We start from the raw sequence: 12,747 nt of genomic DNA, 5'->3' as shown, positions 1-12,747 counted from the left end.
GCGCTTGCCTTCCGATCAGCTGCTCTTCCTCACGCGCAGATACCACTCGCACAACAGCCGCACCTGCTTGGCCGTGTAGCCCTTGTCCACCATGCGCTGCACGAAGTTCTCGTGCTTCTTGGCGTCCTCGGCGCTGGCTTTGGCGTTGAAGCTGATGACGGGCAGCAGCTCCTCGGTGTTGGAGAACATCTTCTTCTCGATGACGGTGCGCAGCTTCTCGTAGCTGGTCCACAGCGGGTTCTTGCCCGCGTTGTTGGCGCGCGCGCGCAGCACGAAGTTGACGATCTCGTTGCGGAAGTCCTTGGGGTTGGAGATGCCCGCCGGCTTCTCGATCTTCTCCAGCTCGGCGTTCAGCGCCGCACGGTCGAAGACCTCACCGGTGTCGGTGTCGCGGTATTCCTGGTCCTGGATCCAGTAGTCGGCATAGGTCACGTAGCGGTCGAAGATGTTCTGGCCGTACTCCGAATAACTCTCCAGATAGGCGGTCTGGATCTCCTTGCCGATGAACTCCGCGTAGCGCGGCGAAAGCTGCTCCTTGATGTAGCCGACGTACTTCTCTTCCTGCTCCTTGGGGAACTGCTCACGCTCGATTTGCTGCTCCAGCACGTACATCAGGTGCACCGGGTTGGCCGCCACTTCCGCCGAGTCGAAGTTGAAGACCTTGGACAGGATCTTGTAGGCGAAGCGCGTGCTGATGCCGCTCATGCCTTCGTCGACACCGGCGTAGTCGCGGTACTCCTGGTAGCTCTTGGCGCGCGGGTCGGTGTCCTTCAGGTTGTCGCCGTCATAGATCTGCATCTTGGAATACAGCGACGAGTTCTCGGGCTCCTTCAGGCGCGTGAGCACCGCGAACTGGCTCATCATCTTCAGCGTGCCCGGCGCGCACTTGGCCTCGGCCAGCGACGAGCCGCGGATCAGCTTCTCGTAGATCTTGATCTCCTCGCTGACGCGCAGGCAGTACGGCACCTTGACGATGTAGACCCGGTCCAGGAAGGCCTCGTTGTTCTTGTTGTTGCGGAAGGTCTTCCACTCGCTCTCGTTGCTGTGCGCCAGCACGATGCCGTCGAAGGGAATCGCGCCGAAGCCCTCTGTGCCCTTGTAGTTGCCCTCCTGCGTCGCGGTCAGCAGCGGGTGCAGCACCTTGATCGGCGCCTTGAACATCTCGACGAACTCCAGCAGGCCCTGGTTGGCCAGGCACAGGCCGCCGCTGTAGCTGTAGGCATCGGGGTCGTCCTGCGCATACGTCTCCAGCTTGCGGATGTCGACCTTGCCGACCAGCGACGAGATGTCCTGGTTGTTCTCGTCCCCCGGCTCGGTCTTTGCGACGCCCAGCTGCTTGAGCACGCTGGGGTAGCGCTTCACGACCTTGAACTTGCGGATGTCGCCGCCGAACTCGTCCAGCCGCTTGACGGCCCAGGGGGACAGGATGCGGTTCAGGTAGCGGCGCGGGATGCCGAAGTCGCGCTCCAGCAGCGGGCCGTCCTCGACCGGGTCGAACAGGCCCAGCGGCGACTCGTTCACCGGCGAGCCCGCCAGCGCGTAGAACGGCACGTGCTCCATCAGCTGCTTGAGGCGCTCGGCGATGGAACTCTTGCCGCCGCCGACGGGACCCAGCAAATACAGGATCTGCTTTTTCTCTTCCAGGCCCTGGGCGGCATGCCTGAAGTACGACACCACCTGCTCGATGGCTTCTTCCAGGCCATAGAACTCCGCGAAGGCCGGATAGATCTTGATGGTCTTGTTCGCAAAGATGCGCGACAGCCGCGGGTCGTTGCGCGTGTCCAGCATCTGCGGCTCGCCGATGGCCTGCAGCATGCGCTCGGCCGCGGTTGCGTAGGCGAGGGGGTTTCTCTTGCACTCGGCGAGGTACTCCTCCAGCGTGAGTTCCTCGACCTTGCTGCGCTCGTAGCGTGCAGCGAAATGGCTGATGACGTCCATGCGGCTCTCCTGCGGTGTGAACTCCACAGGGCCGCGAGCACGATCCGTGCCCTGGTCAGCTGGGGGGTTCTGATCGCGCCTCAACTGCAAGGCGTCATCAGAACTCTCCGCTCCGGTCATCGACAGCCTGAGCTTGCTGCCGTCGACCACTCATCGGTCTCAAGAATAAGCTGCTATTTGCTGACCGACAGGCCTTCCAACAATCGACGTCATGATTGCGTTGACAGGGTTGTTCCAGCATACGCCCGCAGCGGAGGCAAGACCTGGCACGCCGAGGGCAGACCACACGAAACGAGGGGCCTTGTGGCGCAGTGCCGACAGGGCCTTTTGTGAAGAACTGTGGGACGCGGCAACAGCGCAGTGTTGGGCGTGCGGCGGTCGGCGGCTTGTCAGACGGCGCCGCGTTGTGCCGGGTCGACCGTCAAGCGCCGCGCAGCTTGTCGAGGATGCCGGACAGCGCGTCCAGCGAGTCGAAATGAATGGCCAGCTCACCGCTCTGGCCTGCGCGCTTGCTCGTCTTCTTCACGCGCACCTCCACGGTGGCGCCCAGCGCATCCGCCAGCTCTTCTTCCAGCCGCAGCACGTCGCGGCTCTTGTCGCTCTTCACGCGCAGCAGCGGTGTCTGGCGGGCCGCGCCCTGTTGCCGGGCGACCAGCTTTTCGGCCTCGCGCACGCTGAGCTTCTTGGCCGCAATCTCGCTGGCCGTGGTGATCTGCGCGGCGCCGTCCAGCGGCAGCAGTGCGCGTGCATGGCCCATGTCCAGGTCGCCGGCCATCAGCATGTTCTGCACGGGTGCGGCGAGGTTCAGCAGGCGCAGCAGGTTGGACGCAGCACTGCGCGAGCGGCCCACGGCTTGCGCGGCCTGTTCATGCGTCAAGCCGAACTCGTCGGTCAGGCGCTTCAGGCCTTGCGCCTCTTCCAGCGGGTTGAGGTCTTCGCGCTGGATGTTCTCGATCAGCGCCATCGCGGCGGCCGATTCGTCGGGCACCGCCTTCACCAGCACCGGAACTTCGCGCAGGCCGGCCAGCTTGGCCGCGCGGAAGCGCCGCTCGCCGGCAATGATCTCGTAGCTCACGCCGCCACTCGGGGCAATGGGCCGCACGAGGATGGGCTGCATGATGCCCTGGCCCTTGATGCTCTCGGCCAGCTCGTACAGCGAGCCCTCGTCCATGCGCGTGCGCGGCTGGTACTTGCCGGCCTGCAGCTGTTCCAGCTTCAGCGTGCTGGGCGTGCCGTCGCGCTCGACGGGCGCGGGGGTGTCGCTGACTTTGGGGCCCAGCAGGGCTTCCAGACCGAGGCCGAGGCCTTTGGGTTTCTTCGTTGCCATGACGTGATTCTCGCGCCCCTGCTGGCTTGGCGTCGGGCATCATCGGTTCCGGCGCAGGGAGGTGAAGCGCATGAGGGTTGCACGTCTGACGGTCGCCGTGTTGCTGGCCGCGAGTCTCGAACAGGTTCAGGCCCTGCCGCCACCGCGCAATCCGGCGCTTGAGGCGCAGGCGCTCGAAGCGCAGGCTGCCGTGTTGAGGGCCGCGGCCCAGGCGGGTGATGCCGCCGTGCAATGGCAGCTTGGGCGCCTGTTGCGATGGGGGCAGCCGAAGGAAGCGTTGGCGTGGCTGCGCAAGGCCGCAGCGCAGGGACATGAAGAGGCGCTGCTGTATCTGTGCGACCTGCTGCTGTCGGGTTCGGCTGGCGAGAAGGATCCGCAGGAGGCGCTGGGGTGGCTGCGCCAGGCGGCCCAGCGGGGCAGCGCCAATGCCCAGGTCGCGCTCGGTGATGCGCTCAGTCAGGGCGCACCTGGCGATGGCAGCGAGCGAGAGGGCGCGGCGTGGTACCGCCGCGCCGCCGAGCAGGGCAACGCGTTCGCGCAGCAGAAATGGGGGCTCGCATTGCGCCTGGGAACGGGCGTTGGCAAGGACGAACCTCAGGCGTTTGAATGGTTGCTGAAATCTGCCGAGGCCGGTGATGTGCTCGCCCAGCTTGAGGTGGCGGACATGCTTCAGAAGGGCGAGGGAACTGCCATGGATGAAGTCGTTGCGGTTCGGTGGTTGCAACGGGCTGCCGACAATTCCGTGGGGCCTGAGTTGGCGGCGTACCCCCTGGGGCGCTGCTTTGAGTTGGGTCTCGGCGTGAATCGGGATGTCAACCAGGCCGCGCAGCACTACAGGCGTGGCGCGCGCGCCGGTGATGGCCGCAGCCAGCGACAGCTCGCGCGCCTTTTGCTGGCAGGCCAGCCGACATCGCTGGACAGGATGCAGGCCTATGCGTGGCTGTCGCTTGCCATGCAGAGCGTCTGGGCGTTCGGGTTCGACAAGGACGAACTGGTGGAACTGGCCGTGCGGTTGACCCCGGCTGAGAAGGCACAGGCTGAGAGCCTGGCGTCGCAGTGGCGGTTGGGCGCGGCCATCGGCGTGCCGCCCGGCGAGCAGGCTGTCAGGCGCTGAGGCTGCGCAGCAGTTCCCGACCCTCTGGCCAGTCGCCCAGGCCCGAGTCGGCATTCAGGTGGCCGCGCGGTCCGGCCATCACCACGCTGCTGCCCCAGTCCGCCGCCATCTGCGTGATGCGCTCGGCGGCGCCGAAGGGGTCGTCGCTGCTGATGACGGTGATGCTGGGAAACGGCAGCCGCTGGCGGCGGATGGGGCGCCAGTTGTGCAGCTGCGGCGGCATGTCCTCGCGCTCGGTGTCGGGCGGGGCGACCAGCAGCGCGCCGGTCACGCGGGCCGTGTGCTGCGAGTGCTCGGCCCAGCTCGCCACCAACTGGCAGCCGAGCGAGTGCGCTACCAGCACGGCCGGCACGTCGTCCTGCAGCAGCACCTCGTCCAGCCGCGCCATCCAGTCGCCACGACGCGGCCAGTCCCAGTCGTGCTGCTGCACGCGCTGGTCGCCGTGCAGGCGTTCCCAGCGGGTCTGCCAGTGTTCGGGGCCGGAGTCCTGCCAGCCGGGGAGAAGCAGCACGCGCGGAGTTTTCATGGTTTGCCCTTATCCTTTGCGGCTCGATTTTCAGCGGTTGGAGCAGTGGCGATGACGTTCAAGGTGTTTGTGGATGGCCAGGAAGGCACGACCGGCTTGCGGATTCACGAGTACCTCGCCGCGCGCACGGACATCGAGGTCCTGAAGATTGATGCCGACAAGCGCAAGGACCCGGCCGAGCGCTCGCGGCTGCTGAACGCGGCGGACGTGGCCTTCCTGTGCCTGCCCGACGTGGCCTCGCGCGAGGCGGCCTTCATGGTCAACAACAGCAACACCTGCCTCATCGACGCCAGCACCGCCCATCGCACGGCGCCGGGCTGGGCCTTCGGTCTGCCGGAGCTGGCGCGCGGCCAGCGCGGCGCCATCCAGGCCAGCAAGCGCATCTCCAACCCGGGCTGCCATTCCAGCGCCTTCATCCTGGCGGTGCGTCCGCTGGTGGATGCGGGTCTGCTGCCACAGGACGCGGCCATCAGTGCCACGTCCATCACTGGCTACTCCGGCGGCGGCAAGTCCATGATCGCCGAGTACGAGCAGCAGCCGCTGCCCGCCCACCTGCAGGCGCCGCGGCCCTACGGTCTGGCGCTGAAGCACAAGCACCTGCCGGAGATGGCGGCCCACACCGGGCTGGCCGCGCCGCCTGTGTTCCAGCCCATCGTCAGCACGTTCTACAAGGGCCTGGCCGTCAGCGTGCCGCTGCACCTGAGCCAACTGAAGGCGGGCACGACGCCGGAGTCCGTGCACGCCGCGCTGGCGGCGCACTATGCCGGCGAGCGCTTCATCAACGTGAAACCGCTGCGCGATGCGGCCACGCTGGAGAACGGCTTCTTCGACGTGCAGGCCTGCAACGACACCAACCGCGTGGACCTGTTCGTCTTCGCGTCCGACACGCAGGTGCTGCTGATGAGCCGCCTGGACAACCTCGGCAAGGGCGCCAGCGGCGCGGCGGTGCAGTCGATGAACGTGCACCTGGGCCTGGAAGAGTCGCTGGGCCTGGTCTGAAGCCCTGACGCGCGCTGCGCGTTCGTGAGGATGGCGCGGGCCCGCGGGGGCTCGCGATACTGCCGCCCGGGGCCATTTGCGCCCGGGAGGCAGGCATGAGCGATCAGGAGGCGTTGCAGGACCAGTTGCTGGAGGGGGTGCGCGTTGCCGGCCATGCGCTGGGCGCGGCCGGTGGCGACGACGTCGCGCTGCGCGGGCTGCCGCTGCATGCGGTGGCCAGCGACGAGGCCGGGCGCATCTACCCGCTGATGGCGCAGGAGGCGCAGCGTTGGACCTACGTGCTGCGCTCGCGCCAGCGCTGGGTGAATGACGCGCGTGCGCGTGAGCAGCAGCAGGCCGATGCCCGCGCCACGATGGACCGGCTGGGGCTGGGCGCGGAGGATCTGCGCACGCTGGCCGCCAAGTCCACGCTGGTCGTGCGCGTGCCGTTCCAGCACGAGGCCGTGGGCTGGGAGGGGCGCATCTTTCCGTGGGAGTACGTGCTGGCCGCCGCCACGCGCGAGCAGCGCCTGGGCGCCAGCGGCCGGCCGAGCCCGCTGACCATCATCCGCGAGCTGCAGGTGCAGCGGGAGGAAGGTGACCGCTGGGTGCCCATGCCGCGCGGGGCGGTGTCGCTGCCGAACCCGCTGCGCGTGATGTTCGTCAACACGCTGCCCACCGAGCTGCGCGAGCACTGGTGCATCGACGAGGAGCTGGCGCAGTTCCGCCGCTCGCTGCCCGCCGGCCTCACCGAGCTGCGCGTGCTGGACTACCCCAGCGCCGACGAATTGACCGAGGCGCTGCGCCAGCACCGGCCGCAATTGCTGCACTTTGCCGGCATGGACAGCCACCAGGCGCTGCGCGAGCTGTCCACCATCCAGGGCGAAGCGGCCTGGGTGGAGGCCGTGCAGTGGGACGCGGCCCAGGGGCTGCTCAGAGGGCAGGGGCAGTTCCAGCGTGCGGCCGAGATCATCGGGGACACGAAGCGCATGGTCGACGGCCTGCTGCTGCGTGGCAGCGACGGCCTGCCGCAGCTGCTGCCCGCGCAGACGCTGGGCCACCTGCTGGCGCGCGCCGGCGCGCCGGTCTACCTGACCATCTTCAACGTCTGGAACAGCAGCGCGCGGCTGGCGCCCATGCTGATCGCCGAGGGCGTGACGCTGGCGTCGATCGGCTTCCAGGACGCCTTCGACGACTCGCTGGCGGAGTTCACGCTCGCGCAGCTGCGGCGCTGGTTGTTCGACACTGGCTTCGATCTGCCCGAAGCTTTCCGCCGCAGCTGGGAGGAGGTGCGCTCGCTGCCCGAGTCCGTGGACGCCACCGGCGTGACGCTGTGGGTGGGGGCGCCGGTGTTCGTCGACGCTGCGACGCGCGCGCGCCACCAGGAGGCGGCGCAGCGCAAGCCCGGCGGCGACGCGGTGCCCAGCGCCGAGGTGCGCTGTGAGATCGAGCCCTTTCCCGAGCTGAACTACGCCGTGCTGCACAACGCGCAGCCGCTGTTCAAGCGCTTCGTGCTGGCCTGCGACCTGCCCGAGCAGGCCGAGCCGCTGGACGTGGACGTGGCGGTACACATGGGCGCCGAGGTGGCGCGCTTCCAGCGGCGCGTGACGATGCGCCACCGCCGCGAGCGGCTGACCGACAAGATCCACGTGCCGCTGACGGCCGAGGTGGCGCGCAGCGTGCACGAGGCCATCAACACCAGCCTGTCGGTCCGCGTGCGCCAGGGTGAACGGGTGCTCTACCACGACAGCCACCGCCTGCGCCTGCTGCCGGTGGACCAGTGGCGCGACAACCGCCGCGACGGCCGCTGGCTGCCATCCTTCGTGCTGCCGCGCGACCCGGCCGTCATGCGCGCGGTGGCGCAGGCGCAGCGCTACAACCGCGTGCTGCGCGACGACCCGTCGGCCGGCTTCGAGGGTTACCAGTGCGTCCCTGAGGACTGCATCGACGAGGCCGCGCTGCGCGGCGTGGACCGCCAGGTCGAGGCCATCTGGGCCACGTTGCTGCACGACTGGCAACTGGGCTACATCAACCCGCCGCCCAGCTACAGCGGCGAGCTGGACTCGCAGCGGCTGCGCGTGCCGTCCATGGTGCGGGCCGACCAGGCGGGCACCTGCATCGACCTGGCGCTGCTGTTCGCGGCCTGCCTGGAGCTGGTGGACATCTACCCGGTCGTCTTCCTGCTCAAGGGCCACGCGCTGCCCGGCTGGTGGCGCCACGGCAGCTTCCAGGAGGAGTACCAGCAGATGAGCGCGGCCAGCTACAGCGATGTGGTGGTGGCCGACGCCAGTGGCAACTCCGCCGCCAACGCGCAGACCAAGAGCTGGCACACCGGCGAGGCCAGCTGGGCCGAGGTGAAACGCTGGATCCGCGAGCGCAAGCTGGTGCCCATCGAGACCGTGCGGCTGACCGAGCACTGCGGCTTCGTCGAGGCCATCGAGGCCGGCGTCCAGGCGCTGGACGAGCGTGCCGACTACGACTCCATGCTGGACATCGTCACCGCCCGGCGTGCCCAGGTCACGCCGCTGCCCTTGTTGAAAGACAACGCATGAGTACCGCACCGCAACACCTGTGGGCCCGGGCGCGGGCCGAGCTGGCCGCCGAGGCGCCCGCGACGGTCGACGCGCCGCGCGTGGGCATCCAGCAGCGCCGCCGCCGCGGTTTCGAGACCGGCGATGCCCGAGCGGCCGTGCGCTTGGTGCGCGATGACGGTCTGCTGCGCTGGGTCTACGAGCCGCCCGCGCAGCGCCGGGTCAGCGAGGCCGGCCGGCGCAGCTGGCGTGCCTTCGGTGCCGAGACGCGCGAGACGGTGGAGCGAATCCCGGTGCGCGAGCTGGGCCTCAATCAGGTGACGGCCGGGCTGCAGTCGCTGGACCGGCGGCTGAACCCGGCACTGAAGGCGGGCGCGCCGCCGACCGAGGGCCTGCGCCGCTGGGACGGCCAGGGCTGGGCGCCCCTTCAGGCCGGCTGGCTGGCCGGCCTGAAGGGGCGCGTGCTGGTGCTGGTGCACGGCACCTTCAGCAAGAGCGACATGTACGCGACCGAGTTCAAGGCCAGCGCCGACGGCGAGACGCTGTTCGACCGCCTGACGCGCGCTGGCGGCCACTACGCGGCCGTGCTGGCCTTCGACCACCCGACGCTGTCCGTTGCGCCGTGGCTGAACGCGCTGGCGCTGCGCGACGCGCTGACCGACTGCCCGGCGGAGCTGGACTTCGTCGGACACAGCCGTGGCGGCCTGGTCATCAGCTGGCTGCTGCGCCTGGCACCCGCGCTGCGCGCGCGGCAGGCGCTGTTCGTCGGCTCGCCGCTGGCTGGCACCTCGCTGGCCGCGCCCGACAAGATCCGCCAGGCACTGGACACGCTGGCCAGCGTGGCCGACGCGGTGGGCGAGGCCGCGCAGCGGGCCGGCAGGCTCATGCCCGGCCTGGAGCCGTTGACGCTGGGCGTGGCCGGCCTGGCCTGCGTGCTCGGCAAGGTGCTGCAGCTGGGCGCCAACACGCCGCTGGCCGATGCGACCGTGGCGCTGGTGCCGGGCCTGCTGGCGCAGGGCCGCGTCGGCAACAACCTGGAGCTGGACCAGCTGTGGCCATTGCAGGGCGCTGCGTCAGGCGTGGACGTGCGCGCCATCGGCGGCAGCTTCATGCCCAGCGAAGTCAACGCGCCGCTGTGGAAGCTGTGGAAGCGCATGACGAACCTGAAGGGGCAGGCCATGTACTACGGCGCCGACCTGATCTTCGACCAGCCCAACGACCTGGTCGTGGACAGCCAATCCATGAACCAGTTGGGCAAGACGGTGCTGGTGGCGCCGCAGTGGGAGGACCTGGGCGTCAGCGCCGAGACGCACCACACCAACTACTTTCAGGATCAGCGGGTGCTGAACTGGCTGGACCGGCGGCTGCGGTGACGCGCGTGGCAGTCTGGCGCAAGCGCTGCTGCTGAGGACCGGTTCGGCGCTGCCTTTCAGGTCAGCGGCAGGTGCGCCAGCCGCCGGTTTCCAGGTGGAAGTGGTCGCGGTGGGCGGCGTTGTAGTCGGGGCCCAGCGTACCGTCGAACCAGCGACAGGCGCCCTCGTGCACCTCGTGCAGGAAGGCGCTGGCGGCGGCGTCCTTTGCGCCCCAGTCGCGTTGCACGGCGATGCGGCGGCCGCTGGCCAGGACGAACCCGGTGACGTCCAGTGCATCGGCTGTGGCATGCCGACTGCGAGGGGTGCTTTCGCGACCGTACAGGTTGCGGCAGGCGTAACTGCCGACATGCTGAAGCCGGCGCATCGGCTGGCCGAAATGGCGCAACGCCGCCGGTTCTACGGCGTGGTGCTGCCACATGGCCAGGGCAAGCAACGAGGGGCAGGAGAGCGTGAACGCGTCGCCCACCTGGACGGCGCCGATAGTCTCGATACGCCATGCGTTGGCGAAGCCGCAGCCTTCGCCAGTGCGCCGGTCAGGCACGGGTGAGGCGCGCCAGCCGAGCCGGTCGAGGCCGCTGGCCACCGCCGCGCAACGCGCCGAGTCGCGCTGCGCTCGGGCGAGCTTGAAGCTGGTGAGCCAGTTGGGCGCCGTGTCCACCTGCAGGGGCGCGAAGGGGTTGTGTCGATCTGGCAGCCGCCACCCTGCCTGCTGCCAGCCGAGCGCCCCCACGGCCCCTGCCATGGCGACGACGGCAAGCAGCGTGAGGGCAATGCGCTTCATGCAGTGAGCGTGGCAAGCCGTGCGCCCGCGCGGCGCAGACGTGTCAGGTCAGCTCCGCTTCGGGGCTGCGGTAGTGGTAGCGGTAGGCGAACACGAAGCCCAGGCGCGCGTAGAGCCGCTGGGCGACCGTGTTGTCGCTGCCCACCTGCAGGTAGGCCTGGCGTGCGCCCTGTGCGTGCGCAAGCGTCAGCAACGCCCGGCACAGGCGTTCGCCGTGACCTTGCCGTGGCGCGGCCGAGGCGATGTCGTACAGGCCCACCAGGTCGCCCGCGACGACCATCTGGCCGCAGGCCAGCAGCGCGCCGGCGACGTCGTTCAGCACGAAGCCCTGGTAGGCGACAGGCGCGTTAGCGATGCGCTCCGCGTGGGCGGCTATGGCCGTTGCCGAGGAGGCGCGCAGCGCGCCAACGGTGGCGGCGTAGGTGGCGGCATCCAGCGCCTGGATGGCGACCGGCGTGGGATCGGGCAGGAGGGCATCCAGCACCATCACGTCGGCGGCGTCGAAGCTGCCCCAGCCCTTGGCGGCCAGGCGTTCGTCCAGGTCGGCGGGCTGGCTCCAGGGCGTCACGCGCACGGCCAGTGGCAGGCCGGCGGCGTCGTAGGCCTGCCGGCAGCGGGCCAGCAGGTCGTCAAGCGGCAAGGTCCCACAGCGCAACGCATTGATGCACCGCGAGCGCTTGGCCTTGCCGGGCGACAGGCGGATCAGCCAGCCGTCGATGTCGGCCTGCTGGGGCGGGGCGCTGGCGTCCAGGCCGGCGAGTTCGGCGCGCAGGGCGAGGGCCTGGAGGGTGGTGGCGTCAGTCATGGTCGAGCAGCAGGGCGGGGCGGCGCCAGACGCAGCGCCACACGGGATGCCGCTGGCCGGCGAGCGGGTCGCTGAGCTGCAGGTCTCGGATCTCGGCGCCCAGGCGTTCGTAGAAGCCTCGCGCGGCGGTGTTCACGTCCAGCACCCAGAGATACAGCGGGAGCTTGGAGCCGTCGCGCTGCAAGCGGTCGGCCACGCCTTGCATCAGCCGCCGGCCGATGCCGCCGCCCTTCAGGTCCGGCGACACATGCAGGTTGTCCACGTAGTCGCCCCACACCAGGTCGTGGGCCGGCATGACATAGGCGAAGCCGAGCAAGCGGCCGGCGCCGTCCTCGGCCACCAGGCCCCAGCCGGCATCGGTCGTGTCGGGTTGCAGACGCGCCCGCCAGGCCTGGCCCCGTTCGGCGTCGGCCTCGTGGTCCAGGTACTGGTCGGTGAACACGCCTCGGTAGGCACTGCGCCAGCTGGCGGCGTGGAGGAGGGCGACCGCATCGGCGTCGCCTGCCTGCATGGCGCGCAGTACGGGGGCGCTCACCGCATCGTCTCGATCCGCCGCACCATCTCCTTGGCGAAGTCGACGAAGGCCACGGCGCCCTTGGAGCTGGGATCGAACACCACGCCCGGCAGGCCGTAGCTGGGCGCCTCGGCCAGCCGCACGTTGCGTGGGATGACGGTGTCGAAGACCTTGTTGCCGAAGTGGGTCTTCAACTGGTCGCTGACCTGCTGCTGCAGCGTGATGCGCGGGTCGAACATGACGCGCAGCAGGCCGATGATCTCCAGATCCGGGTTCAGGTTGGCGTGGATCTGCTTGATGGTGTTGACCAAGTCGGTCAGGCCTTCCAGCGCGAAGTATTCGCACTGCATCGGCACGATGACGCCGTGCGCACTGCACAGGCCGTTCAGCGTCAGCATCGAGAGCGACGGCGGGCAGTCGATGAGGATGAAGTCGTAGTCCTGGCCCACCTCGGCCAGTGCCGCCTTCAGCCGCGCCTCGCGGCGCTCCAGCGCGACCAGGTCCACCTCGGCGCCCGCCAGCTCGCGGTTGGCGCCCAGCACGTCGTAGCCGGCCTTGTCGGCGCGGGTCTTGGCTTCGGCGATGGAGGCGGACTCCAACAGCACGTCGTAGACCGTCATCTCCAGCTTGCGCTTGTCGATGCCCGAACCCATGGTGGCGTTGCCCTGCGGGTCCAGGTCGACCACCAGCACGCGCTGGCCGATCTGTGCCAGGCCGGCGGCGAGGTTGACGGTGGTGGTGGTCTTGCCGACGCCACCCTTCTGGTTGGCGATGCAGAAAATCTTGGCCATGGCGAGGGTTCCGGGAGCAGCCGGCATCGTACCGGCGTCAGAGAGGGCCGGCCCTCGGGCGCGACCCGT

Annotated in this window: 11 protein-coding genes; 4 read left to right on the top strand and 7 right to left on the bottom strand. The window is 69.2% G+C overall.

Translation table 11 applies throughout. The annotated features are described in order from the left end of the window. Positions 1–15: 15 nt before the first annotated feature. Complete coding sequence (locus tag ACG02S_RS11455; protein ID WP_394470584.1) at positions 16–1,938, bottom strand: PrkA family serine protein kinase; 1,923 nt, start codon at positions 1,936–1,938, stop codon at positions 16–18. A gap of 421 nt (positions 1,939–2,359) precedes the next feature. Then, on the bottom strand, positions 2,360–3,265 hold the full coding sequence (locus ACG02S_RS11450; protein WP_394470583.1) for a ParB/RepB/Spo0J family partition protein: 906 nt from the start codon (positions 3,263–3,265) through the stop codon (positions 2,360–2,362). Between the two features lie 70 nt (positions 3,266–3,335). On the opposite strand from ACG02S_RS11450, the gene ACG02S_RS11445 reads away from it, so the two are divergent. Further along, positions 3,336–4,379, top strand: a complete 1,044-nt coding sequence (locus ACG02S_RS11445; protein ID WP_394470582.1) for a tetratricopeptide repeat protein — start codon at positions 3,336–3,338, stop codon at positions 4,377–4,379. On the opposite strand, the gene ACG02S_RS11440 is transcribed toward ACG02S_RS11445, so the two are convergent. Then, the gene (locus ACG02S_RS11440) at positions 4,369–4,905 is read right to left on the bottom strand and encodes an RBBP9/YdeN family alpha/beta hydrolase (protein ID WP_394470581.1); all 537 of its coding nucleotides are present in this window, start codon (positions 4,903–4,905) and stop codon (positions 4,369–4,371) included. The genes ACG02S_RS11445 and ACG02S_RS11440 overlap by 11 nt on opposite strands. A 51-nt stretch (positions 4,906–4,956) precedes the next feature. Between ACG02S_RS11440 and argC the strand changes: the two genes are divergently transcribed. From argC to ACG02S_RS11425, 3 genes are all read left to right on the top strand, one after another. Beyond that, entirely contained in the window at positions 4,957–5,904 is a 948-nt protein-coding gene (gene argC, locus ACG02S_RS11435; RefSeq protein WP_394470580.1) for an N-acetyl-gamma-glutamyl-phosphate reductase, read from the top strand. A 95-nt stretch (positions 5,905–5,999) separates the two neighbouring features. After that, positions 6,000–8,435: a hypothetical protein gene (locus tag ACG02S_RS11430; protein WP_394470579.1), complete on the top strand. Its 2,436-nt coding sequence runs from the start codon at positions 6,000–6,002 to the stop codon at positions 8,433–8,435. After that, on the top strand, positions 8,432–9,787 hold the full coding sequence (locus ACG02S_RS11425) for an esterase/lipase family protein (RefSeq protein WP_394470578.1): 1,356 nt from the start codon (positions 8,432–8,434) through the stop codon (positions 9,785–9,787). The genes ACG02S_RS11430 and ACG02S_RS11425 overlap by 4 nt, the downstream gene beginning before the upstream one ends. A 61-nt stretch (positions 9,788–9,848) precedes the next feature. On the opposite strand, the gene ACG02S_RS11420 is transcribed toward ACG02S_RS11425, so the two are convergent. Genes ACG02S_RS11420 through ACG02S_RS11405 form a run of 4 tightly spaced genes read right to left on the bottom strand, consistent with a single transcriptional unit; the run spans position 9,849 to position 12,678 of the window. Then, a complete protein-coding gene (locus tag ACG02S_RS11420; protein WP_394470577.1) occupies positions 9,849–10,568 on the bottom strand; it encodes an extensin-like domain-containing protein in 720 nt (239 codons plus the stop codon). Positions 10,569–10,611: 43 nt separating this feature from the next. Next, positions 10,612–11,373, bottom strand: a complete 762-nt coding sequence (locus tag ACG02S_RS11415) for a GNAT family N-acetyltransferase (protein WP_394470576.1) — start codon at positions 11,371–11,373, stop codon at positions 10,612–10,614. After that, a complete protein-coding gene (locus ACG02S_RS11410) occupies positions 11,366–11,908 on the bottom strand; it encodes a GNAT family N-acetyltransferase (RefSeq protein ID WP_394470575.1) in 543 nt (180 codons plus the stop codon). Before ACG02S_RS11410 ends, ACG02S_RS11415 begins: the two co-directional genes overlap by 8 nt. Then, positions 11,905–12,678 (bottom strand): ParA family protein, encoded by a 774-nt coding sequence (locus tag ACG02S_RS11405; RefSeq protein ID WP_394470574.1) that lies wholly within the window; start codon positions 12,676–12,678, stop codon positions 11,905–11,907. Before ACG02S_RS11405 ends, ACG02S_RS11410 begins: the two co-directional genes overlap by 4 nt. Positions 12,679–12,747: the final 69 nt, after the last annotated feature.

Origin of the sequence: Pelomonas dachongensis (genome assembly GCF_043555865.1) — a bacterium.
GTDB lineage: Bacteria > Pseudomonadota > Gammaproteobacteria > Burkholderiales > Burkholderiaceae_C > Pelomonas > Pelomonas dachongensis.
Note: the sequence above shows the minus strand (reverse complement) of the source record. Positions and strands in the feature narration are given on the sequence as shown.